Genomic DNA, 17724 nt, shown 5'->3' on the forward strand with positions numbered 1-17724 from the left:
ACTCATTTATCATGCGTGTTGATGAAAGACTATTAAAATATGTTTCCTGCTTTACTACTTCCTGTGAAGACTCCGATACGATTCCTTCCACAGACAGGCAGTTTACCCTGGCAAAAGAATTGGAAAAAGAACTTCTGGATCTCGGTTTACAGAAAGTAACACTGACAGACCACTGTTACATCTACGGTCTGATTCCTGCTACTCCGGGATACGAAACCAAAAAAGCTGTCGGATTTATTTCCCATATGGATACGGCACCGGATTTTTCCGGCGAGAACGTTAAACCTCAGATTATTCCGGATTATGACGGCAAGGATGTTGTTTTAAAAGGTACCGGTGATATCTTAAAAACTTCTGATTTTCCCGAATTAAAGACTTTAAAAGGAAAAACCCTGATCACAACAGACGGTACAACTCTGCTTGGTGCAGACGATAAAGCCGGAGTTGCGGAAATCATGACCGCTGTCGAACAGCTCATCTCCTCTGATATTCCACACGGCGATATCTGGATCGGCTTTACACCGGACGAGGAAGTCGGACGCGGTGCAGATCTGTTCGATCTTGATTATTTTAAAGCAGATTTTGCTTATACGGTAGATGGAGATTATGAAGGTGAAGTCGCCTATGAAAACTTTAATGCTGCAAGCGCTGTCTTTTCTGTGAAAGGTGTGAATGTTCACCCTGGAGAAGCAAAAGATATCATGGTCAATGCTGCTCTCGTTGCATGCGAGATCCAGTCCCTGCTGCCTCCGATGGAAACACCAGCCCACACAGAAGGCAGAGAAGGTTTTTACCATCTGACAGATATGTCCGGTGATGTTGCCACAGCTACCCTTTCCTACATTATCCGTGACCATGACAAAAATATGTTTGAAACACGTCAGAAAAAAATGCAGGAAATCGCTGATGCCATGAATACCAAATATGGTGCCGGAACTGTTACACTGACTATCCACAATTCCTATGCAAATATGTTGGAAATCATCGAAAAAAATACCTATGTTGTGGATATCGCAAGGAAAGCCATTTCTTCCGTCGGACTTGAGCCGGTTTCACGTCCGGTACGTGGCGGTACTGACGGCGCACGCTTAAGTTTTATGGGACTTCCATGTCCAAATCTCGGTACCGGCGGTTACGGTTTCCACGGCCCATTCGAGCACATCAGTGTCGAGGGAATGGAAACTGCTGTAGCTGTGATCAAAGAGATCGTACGCATCACCGCAGAACTCGATTAACCAGTGTACCTACCGTGCCAGGCATATTGTTACAGACTGCCATTCATAGGACAATGTTCTATGAATGAGAAAAGAGCTGAGGCACCGGCTGATTAAAATCAGCAGTGCCTCAGCTCTTTTTATGTGCATCATCAGATACACTTTGCTTACTATAAATTTTTTTACTACAGCTTTATAAATTTGCGATCAATGCAGCGATTTCATCCGGCGTCATGATCTTATTCGGATTTCCCATATCCGGCATGGAAGCTGCTGCCTCCTGCTTTGGAACCTCTTCAATCACTGACTCATCTGCAGAAATCGGTATTTCTTCTGTGATCGTTTCCTCTTCCGGAATCTTTACCTCTTCGATCACTGATTCGTCCGGGGAAACCGGTATTTCTTCTGTCAAAGTTACCGTATCTGCATCCGTTGCGTCCTCTGTAAAGACCGGCTCATCCGGATCTATTGTAGTCTCATCCGTAATTACCGGTTCGTCCGGGTCTATTGCAGGCACATCCGTAATTACCGGTTCGTCCGGATTTATTGTGGTCTCATCCGCAACTACCGGTTCGTCATTCAAATCACCACTATCAGATAATTCATCCCCTAATGTCGGCAGTTCCATATCTGACAAATCATCATCTACTGCTGATATTCCTAAATCCGGCAATTCTTCACCAATCGCTGACATTCCCAGATCCGGCAGCTCATCATCCACTGCTGACATTCCTAAATCTGGCAATTCCTCATCTACTGCTGACATTCCCAGATCTGGCAGCTCATCATCCACTGCTGACATTCCTAAATCCGGCAATTCCTCATCTGCTGCTGACATTCCCAGATCCGGCAGCTCCTCATCTGCTGCTGACATTCCCAGATCCGGCAGCTTCTCATCTGCTGCTGACATTCCTAAATCCGGCAGCTCCCCATCTGCTGCTGACATTCCTAAATCCGGCAACTCATCATCCACTGCTGACATTCCTAAATCCGGTAATTTCTCCGTGGTTTCTGCGGAAGCCGTCATCACAGGATTCTCTGCAGCGAGGTCTGCTTTGATCGAATCTGCAGCCTGGCTTGCAGCTTCCTTTACATAGGTATGTATCTGTTCTATGGCAGCTGAAAGTTCTTTTTCCAATGTATCATGGATCATTTCTGAAAGGACATTCTGCATATCACTTTCTAATGTCTCTTTTATAGTATTCAGGTTATCCAGAACTAATTTCTGTTTTTCCATCAGCTCCTGTATTTTTTCATCCATCATGCTCTTCTGCATATCTATGATCTGCTGATTGTTTTCTGAAAGTTTTTCTTCTACTTCCAGTGTTTTTTCAATCACCTGCTCATTGGAATGCATGAGAGCATCTGTATTTTCTTTATTACGCGCAAGTGTCAGTTTCGCGATCGCTTTCTGGGCAGTAATGATCTCGTCCGCCGGAACAGCAACTTTTTCCCTAATATTTTCTATTTTTTCTATAAGTTTTTTCTGCATCAGATAGTTTGCTTTTCCTGTACGCAATACTTCTTCTATCTGTTCATCAAAATGGGATTTTTCTGTATTTTTCATATCGTAGATATACTTAACAAGCAAAGCAACCCACACTAAAATAAGTACCGAAATAATAACTGCTACTACCAGTTCCGATGATTTTTTTACAAATAAAAATAAAACAATCCATAAAAATGATATCAGCATTGCCGATATGAAAATCATCATACGATTAAAATCTTTTTTCTTTGGTTTCTTTAATGAGTCGTCTTTAGCCATAACAGAACCTCCCGCTTTTTGCACTATCATGCATAGATTTACAGTTCAATTTTACCACAATAAACCAACCCTGAAAACAGCCTTTGTAAAATATTTATGCGGCGTCTCCATTATTTTAATAATTTCTATACGCTAGGAATTTCTATTTTTCTGCTGACTATACACTCTTTGATCGCACTCACAATTTTTTCTTCATCCAAAGGCTTTGACAGATGAAGGTTCATACCGGAAATCCTGCTGTTTATAATATCATCTGCGAATGCATTTGCAGACATCGCTATTACAGGTATTTTCTGGGCATCAGATCTTTTCAATGACCGGATTTTTCTTGTTGCATCCAGACCATTTAAACGCGGCGTCATAATGTCCATATTCAGTTCATTATCTTCTACTACCAGCGCACGCAGACCTGCAACAGAGATATTCTCTTTTTCTGCCGGTCTTCTTATCTCTGTTTCCCTGCTGATCTTAAACGGCAGTTTTACAACGCATGTAGTGCCTATGCCCTTTTTGCTATTCATTTCTATCGTTCCATTTAGCTTATCAACGAGCTGTTTGGCTATTGCAAGTCCCAGACCTGTGCCTTCGTATTACACTTCCGCCAGACCGGTTAAACTTTATCGCATTATCCGCAAGATTATGCAGTATCCTTTCCACAAAAATCGGGTTTCCGGATATCATGCGACATTGCTGAGAGAAATTGCGTTTTAGCCCTGCTTGCCTGCTCAGAAAGCCGTGCTGCCTCACGCAGACGATGATTCATGCTGATCAGATATATTCCATCTATCACCATAAGTACCACTAAGGTTCCACAGACGATAAAAATGATATACCATGCATCTATGGATGCATTTAAATCTCTCTTACTTGTCACGCCAAGAATATCTAGTGATGAGTTTTTGCCCATATTTTTCAATACTTCATCCCCAATTTGTCTGATCTGACATCGTTTTACTGCTATTTTTCTATGCACAAAGCAACATCATTTTTCACATCTGCAAGTGTCATCGTTGCCAGTTTATCTTCCATTGCTTTCTGAACCTGATTTAACCGGTCATCCAGCACATGGTGGATATTTTTCCCAACAGGACATTTGGGATTCGGATTCTCATGAAAGTGAAACAGTTGTTCATCCGGAGTACATTCCACCGCCTTATATACATCAAGAAATGTGATCTCATCTAATGGTTTCGTAACCGTGACACCACCGGTTCCCCTTGAAACTTCAATTAATCCTGCAGCCTTTAACTGTTGTAAGAGTTTTCGTACAATGACCGGATTTGTGCCAATGCTGGCTGCCATAAAATCACTTGTCATCTTCCTGTCTGTAAATGTATCTATACAGGCAAACATGTGTATTGCCATTGTAAATCTGCTCGAAATCTGCATCTTTTACGCCTCTTTCTTATCATAAATATTCCATCTGTTCTGGTATGTTTTTCTGCCGAGGCATTTTCATCCCAGCAATTGTTTTACCGTATTTTCAAATTCATAAAAAAGATCAATATATTTTTCCACGATCGTATTGCAATGTTCTTTTACAATCTCACAATCATAGTCATGTGCCAGTTCATTTCTCACCTTAAGCATATTCATCCACGCTTCATCTGAAATTAAGTTTGCCTTATAGGATTCTCTAAGTACTTCCCTCGGCGAACCAGCTACAAATCCGGTAATTGCATAGTACTGCACCAGTATATCTTTCATAACTTTCCATGACAGATCGAATGTAATGCTAAATTTGGCACTTGTACCACTAAGCACGAATGAATCCGTGAGATCTCTCTGTCTTGCTTCCGCTAATGCATCCAGGGAATTGCAAAATGATAGAAATCGTCTGTTAAATTTTTCGTCCATATTGTCTGATATCCTCCAACAACAATTGATTTTTACATGTATCCATATTCACAAGATCCACACTGTAAAGTGTTGGCAGATCTTCTACTTTTTCTATCAGTGCTTCAAAATCTTCTATTCCGGACACCGCTATATCAATGTCACTGCGTTCCCTTGCCGTTCCTTTTGCCCTTGAACCATACAAAATCACTTCTTTTGCATGAAAACTATTACATAATTTTGCTACTTCCTGTATCACTTCTTCTGCCCGCACGAATACCACCTGCCTTTATTATAATATTTTAGCATAAAAAGAGCGATACCGTATAGATGAATCCATACAATACCGCTCTTTTTTATTATCCTTCTCTTATTTTTCACTTCTTAATTTCTGATTTACTTTTTCTACATCAAGTTTATAATAAAGAAATACGATAACTACTATTTCATCCTTTAATTAACTCGACTTTTTGACAGACAGTGTATCAACAATGATTTCTTCCGATACATCAATATCATCGAGATTATATTTCCAATGAAACACAATCGGCTCTTCGTTTATTTCTACAAAATATCTGTAGATACGATTAGTAAGTTCCTCCTTAGATTTAACACGGATACCTCTGAGCATCTGACGAGTCATCTTGCTAAAGAAACTTTCAACCATATTGAGCCATGATCCATGTTTGGGAGTGAATACAAATTCGAATCTTCCCGGTACAGTTACCAGGTATTTTCTGGTCGCCTCTGATGTATGAACTTTAAGATTATCGAGTACGATGCGAAGCTTGTCTCCCTTTGGGTACTTATCATCTAACAGCTTCAAAAATTCAATGTATTCCGTGCTGCTGTACTTGTCTCTTACAAGAGGAATCGCTTCTCCTGTTTGAAGATCAATTGCAGCTAATAATGAAAGAGTCCCCAAACGTTTATATTCGTAATCTCTATTGATGGTCGGATGCTTTTCGTTCGGCATTAAATCATCTGATGTTGTTGCAATAGCCTGTATTCCTGGCTTTTCATCATAAGACAGCACATGTATAGGTGTATCTTCAGATATAATGAGCTTTCCAGATTCATCAAACTGCATTTCAAGCTGCTTATACACAAGCAGGACATTATGCATTTTGGAATCAAAATTAGGATCCCTGTTCTCACAATAATAAGTTATTTTATATGGCTTTATATCTGCCTCGTCAAGAATTTTATGTACTGTACTTTTATGAATGGTGGATAGTCTTGTGTATCCAGCTGCTTCAGCAGTTTTATTGATATGTGAGGTTAGCTTTGCATACGTCCATGTTTCAGCAGCATATCCAAAATCTATTGGCTTCTGGCATGCAATGTTAATGATCCAGGCTTTTTCTTCGTCTGTAATCTCAGCATTCCTGCCACGACCAGGGGCATCAAAGAGTGCATTTTCAATGCCGCCTTCTTTAAACTTTTTCAGGCAAAGCATGACGCTGCAGCGGTTGATCCCCACTTTATCAGCAATCGCATCTATTGATACGGAATCCGCACGTAATAATAGAATGCGCGCTCTTGTAACTGTTTGAGCCTGAATTGTTCTGGCACGAGTCTGACGTTCCAGATATTCTCTTTCTTCATTGCTGAGTTCGATTGATGATGCTCTTTTGCCCATGCAAATGCCCTCCAAAATCTTTATAAGGACATTATAGCACAGGTTCTGAATATAGTCGAGTTATTAAAAGGATATTATACTAGCGAGTTGTACCGTAACGCAATCAATAAATATGGCATTCTTCAAAGTATGAACAGTGCCGGTGGCAGATGCCATGACAATGCAATATGTGAAAGTATGTGGGCACGATTCAAAGAAGAATTACTTTATGGACGCTACGACGCCACCTCAATGACTGTAGAACAGTTAAAAACTCTTATTTGGAGATATTTTATCAGTTATTGGAATAATCGGAGAATCTGCTCTGCTAATGGTGGACTACCTCCGATGGTTAAGCGGCAACAATACTATACTTCACTACAAGAGGCAGCATAAAGTCGAACATCCTTGTGAAAAAAGTGTAAACCAATATTGACAATATCACATCGTCTCCGTAGATGGTTCTAAGAAACTCCAGATAATTCAGAACTTTTTTGTAATCAGCCTCTGTCCTCTGGTAGTGAGAAGCCTTTTCAGCTTCAATTGTGTAAGCACAAAGCGAAAAACTTTCCTTGTGAACATCCATTCCTACGTAAACTGTGTTATAATTCATTTGATGACCTCCCTTTGTATGCGGTAATTCCTGTTTTTGTTGTTTGACAATTACATTATACAGGTAAATCCACGAAGTTACAAAGTGGAGGTCATTACATATTGTCTAAAAAAAGAGGCAAAATATTGAAAAATCGGCTCTGCCCATTTGTAACTATTCACAAATCTTATATCAGTTTTTAACGTTTACACAAAACTTGAAACGGTCTCTACGGACACAACAGCCGCAAGATATCCTGCGACTACTATATTGATGACCGGATGCTGCTGCCGGAAAATGCAAAGGCATAGGACCTGTGATGGGTGCTATGCCTTTTTTTATAATCTGTGCTATTTTGATGACATTCCCGATAACTGCCATATCTCATTTTTCTTACTTTATTCTGGTTTATTCCATTCATTCAAAACAGCTTCTACTTGTGCTACCAACTGTTCCTTATTGGGAATATAAGATACATAACGAGAAGCAAAAATGTTATTTGACAATCCACCAAGGGCATATTCAGCAGCTACGCTGTCCTTATCCGTACACAAAATAATACCGATAGGCGGGTTATCGTGTTCATCGTTAATTTCTGCTGCATAATAGTTCAGATACATATTAAGTTGTCCAGCGGCTTCTGGCATAAGTTTTGTTGTCTTTAATTCAATCAACACATACGCACGAAGTATTTTGTTATAGAAAACCATATCCACATAATAGTGTGTATTATTTAGAGTTATACGCTGTTGTGTACCAACAAACATAAACCCTCGTCCTAATTCTAGCAAAAATTTTTCAATTTGTGCAACCAGCGCTTTTTCAAGATCACTTTCAAGCATAGGTTTATTTTCAGGCACACCCAAAAACTCAAACACATACGGATCCTTAATAATATCAAGGGGAGTAGCCATTTCTATGCCTTTTTCTGCAAGTGCCAACACAGTTTCTTTATTTGTTTTTCCCTCTGACAGAAGCAATCTCTCATAAAGCGACGTGGATATCTGACGCTTTAATTCACGTATCGACCATCCGGAATTGATTGATTCCTTTTCGTAAAAACTACGCTTATCTGCATCAGAGATTGTAAGAAGTTCGCAATAATGAGACCACGACAATTTAACAGACACCGTCTGTTGAATTTGATAATTTTGATAAAACCGTCGCATAAATTGGAGATTGGAAACAGAAAATCCTTTCCCAAACTCCTTTGTTAAATCCTTTGAAAGCTGCTTTAAAGTCTGCTTGCCATAGTCGGCACGTTCCTTATTTTCCTGTTCATGCTCAACAATAATCCTACCAACATTCCAATAAGTAGACAATAGCTCTGTATTTACCTGCACTGCCACATGCTGACGTGCGTTTAATAATAACTCTCTAATTTCATTCATCATAGAATTAGTATATGTTAAGTCACCCATTTTTATTACCCTTTCGATATATAATACTTATTCCGTATAACATGAAGATGTACTCCATTATACTGTTTTATCCACTGCTGCTTCATATATTTCCTCTGTATGTGAATCAAACAGCACCCATTCCACTAAATCAAAACTGTCTGGATTATCCTGTAGAAATCTATTAACTGTCTTTACCGCTATCTTTGCTGCCAATTCTACCGGAAAACTATACACTCCAGTCGATATGGATGGAAATGCGATTGTTCTGATTCCATTCTCTAATGCAACCTTCATAGAATTGAAATAACAGCTTGCCAGAAGCTCCTCTTCCTGCGTCCTTCCACCATTCCATATCGGTCCAACTGTGTGTATTACATAATCACAAGGTAAATTATATGCCTTGGTGATTTTTGCCTCACCAGTCTCGCATCCATGAAGAGTCCGGCACTCTGCCAAAAGCTCCGGTCCTGCCGCCCGGTGAATTGCACCATCAACACCTCCTCCACCTAATAAGGAATTGTTGGCCGCATTGACGATTGTCTCAACATCTGTGATTTTCGTTATATCTCCTTGTACTGTCCTAAGTATATACATCAATTCCATCCTTTCCATACATCCGGCTGATATCCAAGTGTCGCCTGTTTTCCATTCCTCACTACCGGAGTTTTGATAACCTGCGGATTCTCCAGAACCTTCTCCAGCTTGTCCTCATCTGCTATATATTTGATAAGTGCAAGCAGATCCTTATCTTTTCCAGACCAGTTGATCATATTATCCAGACCACCATTAACCTGAGCAACAGAATTAAATTCTCCTTTGCTCATGCCTTTTTCTTTCATATCAATAAACTGATACTTGATGCCACGCTCTTTAAAAAAGCGTTCTGCCTTTTTCGTATCATTACATTTCTTTGTACCAAATATCTGTATATTCAAATCAGTTCTCCTTTGCTCTGGCAAGTTCTTTCTCAATCCATGTCATAATTACATCCACCAGGTAATCCTGCTGCACCTGACTTAATTCCCTGCCTGGCTGCATCTTATGCCATTTCCTGATACACTCTCGACAACATGTTGCGGTTGCATGTTGTGCAATAAATACCGGATGTCCCTTAGTAGGTGTCTGCTTCCCATCATTCGGAATATATGCTGGTGTTTCACGCTTTGCTATAAAATCCTGTGCATGCTGTCGTATGACATCCAAGTCTTTTTCATTGATGTAATCAATATCCTTTTGCTTCAAATGAAAACTGCTCCTGAACTTCGAGGCTTCGAGATGTTCAAAGAGCTGTTTATACCATTCTTTCTTAGTCATCAGACTTCACTTCCATTATCCATTTACAATCGGAGAAATAACCGGTTTGCCATCTCTGTCTAAAAGCGGTGTCAATCCTCCCGAATATCCCGCTGCATGATAAAGATAATTTACTCCTGTTTCCTTATCTACCCAGATTTCTGTCACATTCATTGTTCCCTGTGAGTATGTTCTTTCAAATCTTTCATTCTTTGCCATTTTTTTCTCCTTTTCTGTTCTGAATTGCCATGCGTATCATTTTCTCAAATGACTCGCTGAAATGCTCATCATCTTCTGGTGTCCGTTTCTTTGGTCCTTTTACATGATTCTTCCCGGATGCTCTCCGGGCTTTCTTATTCAGATGCCGTTCCATAAGCATCTGGTCTATATTGTCATTTGTGTACCATTTTCCTGACTGGTGAATTGCATACGCACCTTTTCCAAGTGCCATTGCCGCCACCCCATAATCCTGCGATACAACAATATCTCCCTTGTGGCATATGCTGATCAGCTTATAATCCACCGCATCAGCATCGGCCCCAACAACAATCACTTCACTATAACCTGATTCAAGTACATGATTTGTGTCACATAAGAGCGTAACCGGAATAATATATTTTTCTGCAATCTTTTCAACAATGCGGACTACTGGACAGGCATCTGCATCCACATAAATAATCATATTATTCTTTCCCTTTATCTCATTCTACAGTTTTTATTTTTTTACTTCAATCCATTTCCTGTAATAAGCAAATGATAAGGCTACTTGTAAAACACCACATTGGGGGGTTCCGTTCCTTTCTTCCTTGCTTTTAATATGTTGAAATATTGCATTTTCACTAATTGTTTTAATATATTTCTCCTTTAACTTTTGATTTTTCGACACCCAATCCTCAAACTCATGGCGATTATCCTCATTCTTAAACATTAAAACTGGCATTTGTTGTCCGGAACGATTATTGCATTGATATCTTCCATATGCAAATAAAGGAAGTAATTTTCCACTTAATGAATCTATTTCAATATAATAATAAAATAGATTATTTTCTATTTTATAGCATCTTTCTGGCTTTGGAATCAGGCATCTTCCCATATCCATATACCACAATTCTGTCTCATATAAAGTTGTAGTTAAATATTTTAATTTTAAAGGTGCACACAACATCCTTTCATCATCGTAAAAATAACCTAAAGTTTCATATCCATCTACAGAATCAAGTACTTCTATTTGATATTCTGGAGAATATAAATTATAGCTGTGTCTATCTATGTCCCAAGTGGTTTCTGACCACTCTTTGACATTATCCAACAATTTAAGTAATTTTTGAGAAGGTGTCATATCAAGTCCAAACCTTCTTCTCCATAAATATTCTGTATGCTCATAATTTGCAGTCTGTTTTCTAGGTGTATTTACATCATTTACTCTAGTATATATAGACCCTGCAAATAATTTCTTCTTAATATCATGACTGGAAGAAAAATCTTCATCTAAATAATACGGAGTATTTCTGGTATTGTATATAATAACTATATCTAACTCGTGACCGTTAATTTCAATTACTTGAACTTCGGTTTTCGGTACATAGCCTCCTGCAAACGGTTTAGATCTCAAAAATTCAGTTAATGATTTCGTTGTATACCTACTGTATGTAGTATTTTCAATTCCTTTTACAGTGCCATTATCATCAGCGCCATATATTAAATAAGCATTACAACCATCTATATTATTTGCCATACAAATAATATCTATCAACTTATCTTCCCTACAGTCTGTATAATCCTCTTTAAAATCCCAGTATGTTCCCTCACATCCCGTATTTAATAATTCTTGAATAATATTTCTTAATTTATCCCGATTCATATATTACTCTCTATTCTTTTTAGTGCAAATTCAACAAAATGCTCCATAATTTTTACATATAAATACTAGCAAAACAAAGGGACTATTACTGTCCGCAATAATCCCTTCTTTCTAAACTAATTTAATCCGATTCTATACCCCAAATCAAATAATTCCCAAATAATATCTACATCATTAAATCTATATGAATATTCTGTCCGATATGCACGATTAGATGTTATTTGTACTCCATTTGGAAATCCATTGCTATCATTGAAATAACAACGTAATTCTAGTCCCCATTTATTTGCATCATCATCCAAAGCAATAATTCCATCATCAGAAATATTGAGATTTTCCGATAATCTATTATTGTAATCTCTTATAAAATTTTGTACTCTGCTTTCCTTGGCTTCTGCCTCAATGAACACTGTTTGTCCCGTTCTTTTAAAAAAATCATCAATTTGTTCTGCTATCTCCATATTTTCTTCTCCTTTACTTTAATTTATATTTTAGGAATCATACTTACCATATCTGGTGCATTCGTCCTAATATCCCATTTTGCTATCTTCATCTTTTTAATTTTCTTACCATCTCCAAAATCTAAAAGATCTTCTCTTCTAAATGCATTAAGTAATTTATTTAAACTACCTAATCCTAACGATGACATTAAAAACGCTTCTTCCGGAACTACAAGTTTACAATATGACCATAACTGCCCTAAATCTCTTAACGTTAACTGTGTTTTCTTTGCCTCAATAAAAAACAGTTTTACATTCTCTTTCTTCTTAGCAATTGCCAACACATCAATTTGGATATCCACGCCATTTGCCATTTCATTTATTATACCATATTTTGCTAATACTCTATCTAATCTTTCTGCATGTGCGTCAATTGCAACAACATCATATCCCTTGTATTTATCTTTAACATATTGTTCCAACCATGTTCTCATTGGTTCATATAATTCTTCTTCTAATCTCACATTATTCATCTTTTTTATATCCTAAGTCCTTTGCAATTTTCGTCCAACTATCATAATGCCTTCCTCTGATCTCCTCAGGAATAAATTCATCATTTTCACCTGGATGAGAGGGTTTTTGCTTTTTCCTTTGAGTGAGTTCCCAATAATAACGATGAAGTCTTGCCGCCGGATCTTTACCTGCTTGCAAATATGGTTTCTTTTGCTCTTCTGCAAAATAATCTAATGCTTGTTGCTTATGTAAAACAACAAAACCTACTGGCTGAAACTCTAAAGCCCACACTTTAACTTGATGCTCTTTTTTCCAAAAATCCGTCTTCCCCTGGTTATATTTGGTTAAATTTCCGTCTCTCATATTCGGATGAGCCCAATCAATTGCTTGTACTGGGATATCAATACTTTTCAATAAATTACAAAAATCAACAACCAACATCCAATTATGAGGAATTTCAAAATATACTCTATAATTAGGTTCTGAAAAAGCATAGTTACTTCTACGAATATATCCTGTAACGTCTGCAAATCCTCTTATAAACTGCTTTCTCTCATCAAATGTAAAATTAAACACCTCTGGGGAAATTCTTGCATTATCCGATGACGTTGCTCCACCTACATATCTGAGAACTTCTCGCATTAAATAATCTTCATTTGGCTTTCTAAATGACAATAATGAATAATTTGCACTCTGAGAAAACGATAAAGATGTCCCCAATAACGGCTCTAAAACGGTTCTAATATCTGTTATACTAGCTCTAACATATATACCTACATCATTTTGAAATTCTGTTTCCAATTTTTTATGAGGAATATCTATTGATATTGTTGTCTCGGTAGGTCCTCTCTGTATTTGCCCGTTGCCGGTAATCATTCCAAGTAAATATGCCATTTCTACATTCATAATGTATCTCCTTCCGTTGAATAATAATCCTCAATTTGATCTGCAATGGCCTTAGCTAATAATGGAGGAACTGCATTTCCTATTTGTTTTCTTACATATACTTTTGAACCATAAAAAATGAAAATATCATCAAACGATTGTAATCTTGCAGCCTCTCTGGGAGTAATTGCTCGATGCAAATATGGATGATTATTTGTTCCATTTGAAGAAGCATCAAATCGTGTATCTATTGTAGGTGATACATCATCCCACTTTAATCTTCCCCATGTTGTCTTAAACTTCTGATTTCCCAACATTTCTTCCGGAAGGCACTCTTTTCCTTGCTCTGGTGGAATTAGTTTTAGCTTCTCAATAGCAATTTCTTTGTGATTTGATGCTTTATGGTTATACAATCTATTGCTCCCCTCTCGCATAAGCCTTTGATAGTTACTTTGCGGTTCCATAGCATATACTTGCTCAAACTCTCCCTCTCCAGAATTTAGATATGATAAATCGCTGATTGCATCTCTCACTGTTGTTCTTGTTTTCACAATAGGTTCAGGCAATGGTATTTTCTTGTTTTGTGAACAGATAAAAATGGTTCTTTCTCTTGATTGAGGTACTCCAAAATCTGCCGCATTTAATATTCCATACTCAACATTATACCCTAAATCTTCTATTGATTGTATAATTTCTTCCTTAAACCATCCATTTGATGCTATAAGCAATCCCTTCACATTTTCTATTATAAATACTTCCGGTCTAATTTCTTTTACTATATTAAGATATTCTCTAAATAAAAAGTTTCGAGGATCTGCTAACCCAAGTTTTTTTCCTTTCATAGAATATCCTTGGCATGGTGGTCCCCCTGCAATCATGTTTACATTTTCTTTCTTTGCAGAAGCTATTATTTTTTCTTTTACAGCACTATCTGTTATATCTCCTACTATTACATCCACCTCAGGCATATTCTTTTTAAAAGTATTTGCTGCATTCTCATCAAAATCCAGTGCTACTACTGTTTTGAAATTCTTATTCTTATGTAGCCCCCAAGACAGTCCGCCTGCTCCGCAAAATAAATCTAGCGCTCTAAATTCTCTACTCATTTTTAGTTATCCTTTCGGCGAATTAAAATTCTTTTAAATAATTCCTTACCATTAACTTTAGGCTTAAATAAATCAAATTCATTATCTGAACCATGATTAGCTTCACCAATAATCTCGAATTGTGAGCCATTGTGATATTTAATATAAGTAATAGGAACACCCATTATCCCATAATAATCCATTGGAATATCAGCCACTCTCTTTACATTTATTCCATCAAAGTTGTCAAATTTTGGATGTAATTCAGGATTATAATGTTTCGTCAATTCTAACTTATGATACCTTCTTTCAATATCTATATTCGTAAGCCACATCGCATTTCCGAGGCTTCTCCATTTTTGCCCAGATTCATCAATCCAAAATCTTGTCTTTCGTGGTTGTGAATCAGCTGGAACCCTAAATGCCATATCTCCAAATCGATATCCTACCCAAACTTTGTTTTCTTTAATATATGGAAATATTTCTTTATATGTAATCGCATTTTGATTCCCTATAAGTAAAAATTGTTTATTATATTTTACAATTAAAGAAAATAGCTCAGCAAATAAACTAAATGGTGGATTGGTACAACAAATATCACATTGTTTCAAATATTCAATACATTCATCTGTTCTAAAGTCTCCATTTCCTTTTAATCTTTTTACTGTGTCTTTCTTCGAGAGTGTTTTCCTTATTATTTCATCATCTACTTCTTCACCAAAAGTTCCTGGCATTTTAGTAATAACAAGAACACTACCTTGGATATCTTCATGATGTGCAATATCATTATAATACATATCCAAAGTTATCTGATTATTATTTTTTATTTGATCAATTTTTGAACCAGAATATGATGTGCATATAAGTTTTTTTAATTGAAGCTTATTAAAATTCTTCATAAAATAATAGCAAAAATTAGATTCAAATGGATCATCACAATTACATAGTACAGTTTTTCCGTAAAACGCCTTTGTATAATGGCTAATCTCTTCTTTAATGGTTTCATATGTGGTATACCATTCATCTGTATTGTTATTGGAATATTTTGCACTGTTTAAAATTGAATTTCCAGACATAGTAGCTCCTTTATTTGCTATTTTTATATTTTCCAGCTGAGATATTATTCATAATTCTCTTTGTCTCATCATATTCATCAAAATATGCTTTTAATGCTCGTTCAACCGCTACAGTTTTTGTTTGCCCTGCCTCATCACATAATTTTTCAAGCCGTTTATATATAGAAGTTTCTATGCACACATTCAAATAAGTTCCATTTTTTTTCGGTCTTGCCATAATCTACTCTCCATCAAATTAAGCTACATTTATACATATATATAATACTACGATTAACCACTTAATTCAACGAATAACTACTGTATTGAGTACATATAATGAGAAAAAATAATAAAGTAATGGTCAATCCCATCTCATGTACCAATCTCCATCAACCATGACTCTTCTATCTTTCATCATTTTTTAACTTTTCCGTATTCACTTTTTTCTTTTCCTGCGTGATCTGCTTTGCTTGTTTTATCTTTTCTCTCACGGATGGCTTTTCCAGTTTTCCTTCCTGTGCCTTTTCTTTCAGATACTGCTCCACTGATTCCAGATACTCTGCCAGTAGTCCCGTTTTATCTTCTGTGATAGGATTGATGTCTACTACAATTCCAGCAATCGTGAATCCATCCTCATGCAGTATATTAAAAAAATTATCTTCCCTGATTGTTCCTTTATAGTCTACCATCACATCCAAGTCCGAGCCGTTTTTCTCAATTTCCCTACACCTGCTGCCGGATATAATCACATTTTCTACCTGTGCATCCAGATCATTTTCTATAATCTTTGCCTGCACATAGTACGATACCATTTCTTCAATCTCTCCAACACTCATTCCGTCTACTGGGTGAAACTGCTCCGTTGTTCTCTTTCTGAAATCTGAAATCACACTTACAGCAAGCTGATCTTCTTTTTCCCTAAGCTCCATCCAGAGATTATTTCACTAAGGATATCTTCCATGTCCTGTACTTTAAGTTTCCCATCAGCACTTAATTTTTTTATCCTAAGTGCCTGCGATAATGAAGGCGTACATTGAGCAAACTCCATTGCATCAAGCATTTGCTTCTGTTCATTTGCTTTTAAATAAGATAGCTGCACTGCCGGGGTAAATTCCATGCTTCCATCATCTACTTTTTCAAGCATTTCAGGTATCAGATCCGTTATCTTGATATATCTATGGACCTGTTTGGGACTGTCCCCACATTCCTCTCCGATCAGCTCAATACTCTTTTTTCCTAAATTATGGTCTACCTGACCACATTTTCTTCTTCCTGCTTTTCATTTGATTGCTTCGTACTTCATCTTATAAGCAAATGCTTTTTCACTTGGGCTGATCATTTCTCTTTGTAGGTTTGAATCAGCCATTGATACAACAGCTTCATCATCTTTAAGGACTCGTATTATCACAGGAACCTTTCTATATCCTATTTTCTCAGCAGCAAATTTTCTTCAGTGCCCGGATATAATTTCATAGCATCCATCTTTCTTCGGTCTTACTATTAAAGGATTTAAGATACCATACTTTCTGATACTCTCCTGTAATTCAATCATCTGGCTGTCTGCTCTGACCTTAAATGGATGATTTTCAAATCCTCTCCATCTTTCCAGCTCAATCTCAACTATTTTTTCATCTTCTTCTAATAATTCTGTTTTTTCTGCCATAGGCAACTTCCTTTCCCTGAACGCACTCGCGTTACTCGCTCGCTGTCGCGGCATTCGTCAAAGTCTCAAGCAAGCTTGGACCTTGACTCATTGCTCACGCAAAAAAGCCCGTCCAGAATAGATTGTTATTATCTAATCTGAACGGACTCTTCCGACAGGCCTTATATCAGGCAAGAAAATTGTGTTATTTTAACTCTGATTTACCCCCAAAATCTTATCCTGCATTGTACCTTATCTCTCCGTGTGACAATCTTAAAAATAAATCCTGATGACAAGATTTCATTTTCGCTGACAAAATCCATTTTTCAATCACTTTTCGCTGACAAATTTGCCATCGAAATTGATAAAATTGCATGAAAAAAGCGGCAATGATTTTGTCTTCATTACCGCTAAAATGTAGCGTCTCCTATAGGAATCGAACCTACAATAGAGTCTTAGGAGGACCCCGTTATATCCATTTAACTAAGGAGACAAGCGCCGTATTTTCAAGGCTTT

Annotated in this window: 25 protein-coding genes, 1 tRNA gene and 1 pseudogene; 2 read left to right on the forward strand and 25 right to left on the reverse strand. The window is 37.3% G+C overall.

The genetic code is table 11. The annotated features are described in order from the left end of the window. Nucleotides 1–11 precede the first annotated feature (11 nt). Nucleotides 12–1235: a peptidase T gene (gene pepT, locus DXA60_RS06635; RefSeq protein WP_117920564.1), complete on the forward strand. Its 1224-nt coding sequence runs from the start codon at nt 12–14 to the stop codon at nt 1233–1235. A 172-nt stretch (nt 1236–1407) separates the two neighbouring features. Here pepT and DXA60_RS06640 read toward each other — a convergent pair whose 3' ends face one another. The 7 genes from DXA60_RS06640 to DXA60_RS06670 form a co-directional block, all read right to left on the reverse strand. Further along, nucleotides 1408–2982 (reverse strand): hypothetical protein, encoded by a 1575-nt coding sequence (locus tag DXA60_RS06640; RefSeq protein ID WP_243006794.1) that lies wholly within the window; start codon nt 2980–2982, stop codon nt 1408–1410. 125 nt (nt 2983–3107) lie between these two features. Then, complete coding sequence (locus tag DXA60_RS19435; RefSeq protein ID WP_278336430.1) at nt 3108–3557, reverse strand: response regulator; 450 nt, start codon at nt 3555–3557, stop codon at nt 3108–3110. Between the two features lie 62 nt (nt 3558–3619). Further along, the gene (locus tag DXA60_RS06650; protein WP_147345386.1) at nt 3620–3889 is read right to left on the reverse strand and encodes a hypothetical protein; all 270 of its coding nucleotides are present in this window, start codon (nt 3887–3889) and stop codon (nt 3620–3622) included. A 50-nt stretch (nt 3890–3939) separates the two neighbouring features. Next, nucleotides 3940–4371, reverse strand: coding sequence for an Rrf2 family transcriptional regulator (locus tag DXA60_RS06655; RefSeq protein ID WP_117920568.1), 432 nt, complete (start codon nt 4369–4371; stop codon nt 3940–3942). A gap of 66 nt (nt 4372–4437) precedes the next feature. Next, nucleotides 4438–4839: an HI0074 family nucleotidyltransferase substrate-binding subunit gene (locus tag DXA60_RS06660; RefSeq protein WP_117920569.1), complete on the reverse strand. Its 402-nt coding sequence runs from the start codon at nt 4837–4839 to the stop codon at nt 4438–4440. Further along, nucleotides 4823–5092, reverse strand: a complete 270-nt coding sequence (locus DXA60_RS06665) for a nucleotidyltransferase family protein (RefSeq protein WP_117920570.1) — start codon at nt 5090–5092, stop codon at nt 4823–4825. Before DXA60_RS06665 ends, DXA60_RS06660 begins: the two co-directional genes overlap by 17 nt. 183 nt (nt 5093–5275) lie before the next feature. After that, on the reverse strand, nt 5276–6460 hold the full coding sequence (locus DXA60_RS06670) for an IS630 family transposase (RefSeq protein WP_117920571.1): 1185 nt from the start codon (nt 6458–6460) through the stop codon (nt 5276–5278). Between the two features lie 75 nt (nt 6461–6535). Between DXA60_RS06670 and DXA60_RS19735 the strand changes: the two are divergent. Continuing rightward, nucleotides 6536–6835 (forward strand): annotated as a pseudogene (locus DXA60_RS19735) (integrase core domain-containing protein); the annotation flags it as partial. On the opposite strand, the gene DXA60_RS19160 reads toward DXA60_RS19735, so the two are convergent. The 18 genes from DXA60_RS19160 to DXA60_RS06760 all read right to left on the reverse strand — a co-directional run bounded on the left by DXA60_RS19160 (nt 6792) and on the right by DXA60_RS06760 (nt 17701). Further along, entirely contained in the window at nt 6792–7052 is a 261-nt protein-coding gene (locus tag DXA60_RS19160) for a hypothetical protein (protein WP_243006795.1), read from the reverse strand. The pseudogene DXA60_RS19735 and the gene DXA60_RS19160 sit on opposite strands and share 44 nt — an antisense overlap. Nucleotides 7053–7429: 377 nt before the next feature. Beyond that, nucleotides 7430–8452 (reverse strand): PDDEXK nuclease domain-containing protein, encoded by a 1023-nt coding sequence (locus tag DXA60_RS06685; RefSeq protein ID WP_117920572.1) that lies wholly within the window; start codon nt 8450–8452, stop codon nt 7430–7432. 57 nt (nt 8453–8509) lie between these two features. Next, nucleotides 8510–9028, reverse strand: a complete 519-nt coding sequence (locus DXA60_RS06690; protein ID WP_117920573.1) for an O-acetyl-ADP-ribose deacetylase — start codon at nt 9026–9028, stop codon at nt 8510–8512. After that, nucleotides 9028–9369: an arsenate reductase family protein gene (locus tag DXA60_RS06695; protein WP_117920574.1), complete on the reverse strand. Its 342-nt coding sequence runs from the start codon at nt 9367–9369 to the stop codon at nt 9028–9030. The genes DXA60_RS06690 and DXA60_RS06695 overlap by 1 nt, the downstream gene beginning before the upstream one ends. Nucleotide 9370: 1 nt before the next feature. Continuing rightward, on the reverse strand, nt 9371–9748 hold the full coding sequence (locus DXA60_RS06700; RefSeq protein ID WP_117920575.1) for a DUF4186 domain-containing protein: 378 nt from the start codon (nt 9746–9748) through the stop codon (nt 9371–9373). A gap of 15 nt (nt 9749–9763) precedes the next feature. Then, the gene (locus tag DXA60_RS06705; RefSeq protein ID WP_117920576.1) at nt 9764–9946 is read right to left on the reverse strand and encodes a DUF6440 family protein; all 183 of its coding nucleotides are present in this window, start codon (nt 9944–9946) and stop codon (nt 9764–9766) included. Next, on the reverse strand, nt 9933–10409 hold the full coding sequence (locus DXA60_RS06710; RefSeq protein ID WP_117920577.1) for a YaiI/YqxD family protein: 477 nt from the start codon (nt 10407–10409) through the stop codon (nt 9933–9935). Before DXA60_RS06710 ends, DXA60_RS06705 begins: the two co-directional genes overlap by 14 nt. Before the next feature lie 33 nt (nt 10410–10442). Further along, complete coding sequence (locus tag DXA60_RS06715; RefSeq protein WP_117920578.1) at nt 10443–11588, reverse strand: AlbA family DNA-binding domain-containing protein; 1146 nt, start codon at nt 11586–11588, stop codon at nt 10443–10445. A gap of 116 nt (nt 11589–11704) precedes the next feature. Continuing rightward, nucleotides 11705–12049: a hypothetical protein gene (locus DXA60_RS06720; protein WP_117920579.1), complete on the reverse strand. Its 345-nt coding sequence runs from the start codon at nt 12047–12049 to the stop codon at nt 11705–11707. Between the two features lie 23 nt (nt 12050–12072). Continuing rightward, nucleotides 12073–12561, reverse strand: a complete 489-nt coding sequence (locus tag DXA60_RS06725) for a hypothetical protein (RefSeq protein WP_117920580.1) — start codon at nt 12559–12561, stop codon at nt 12073–12075. Further along, on the reverse strand, nt 12554–13447 hold the full coding sequence (locus DXA60_RS06730) for a hypothetical protein (protein ID WP_117920581.1): 894 nt from the start codon (nt 13445–13447) through the stop codon (nt 12554–12556). Before DXA60_RS06730 ends, DXA60_RS06725 begins: the two co-directional genes overlap by 8 nt. Continuing rightward, entirely contained in the window at nt 13444–14532 is a 1089-nt protein-coding gene (locus tag DXA60_RS19165; RefSeq protein WP_243006796.1) for a DNA cytosine methyltransferase, read from the reverse strand. Before DXA60_RS19165 ends, DXA60_RS06730 begins: the two co-directional genes overlap by 4 nt. A gap of 2 nt (nt 14533–14534) precedes the next feature. Beyond that, nucleotides 14535–15587: an adenine-specific methyltransferase EcoRI family protein gene (locus DXA60_RS19170; protein ID WP_243006797.1), complete on the reverse strand. Its 1053-nt coding sequence runs from the start codon at nt 15585–15587 to the stop codon at nt 14535–14537. Between the two features lie 10 nt (nt 15588–15597). Then, a complete protein-coding gene (locus tag DXA60_RS06740) occupies nt 15598–15804 on the reverse strand; it encodes a hypothetical protein (protein ID WP_117920582.1) in 207 nt (68 codons plus the stop codon). A gap of 166 nt (nt 15805–15970) precedes the next feature. Then, a complete protein-coding gene (locus DXA60_RS06745) occupies nt 15971–16495 on the reverse strand; it encodes a hypothetical protein (protein WP_117920583.1) in 525 nt (174 codons plus the stop codon). Continuing rightward, a complete protein-coding gene (locus DXA60_RS06750; RefSeq protein WP_117920584.1) occupies nt 16459–16710 on the reverse strand; it encodes a hypothetical protein in 252 nt (83 codons plus the stop codon). The genes DXA60_RS06745 and DXA60_RS06750 overlap by 37 nt, the downstream gene beginning before the upstream one ends. 306 nt (nt 16711–17016) lie before the next feature. Next, nucleotides 17017–17229: a ParB N-terminal domain-containing protein gene (locus DXA60_RS06755; protein WP_117920585.1), complete on the reverse strand. Its 213-nt coding sequence runs from the start codon at nt 17227–17229 to the stop codon at nt 17017–17019. A gap of 400 nt (nt 17230–17629) precedes the next feature. Further along, a tRNA-Arg gene (locus DXA60_RS06760) sits at nt 17630–17701 on the reverse strand. Nucleotides 17702–17724: the final 23 nt, after the last annotated feature.

This window comes from Roseburia sp. OF03-24 (assembly GCF_003463035.1).
Classification (GTDB): Bacteria; Bacillota; Clostridia; order Lachnospirales; family Lachnospiraceae; genus Roseburia; species Roseburia rectibacter.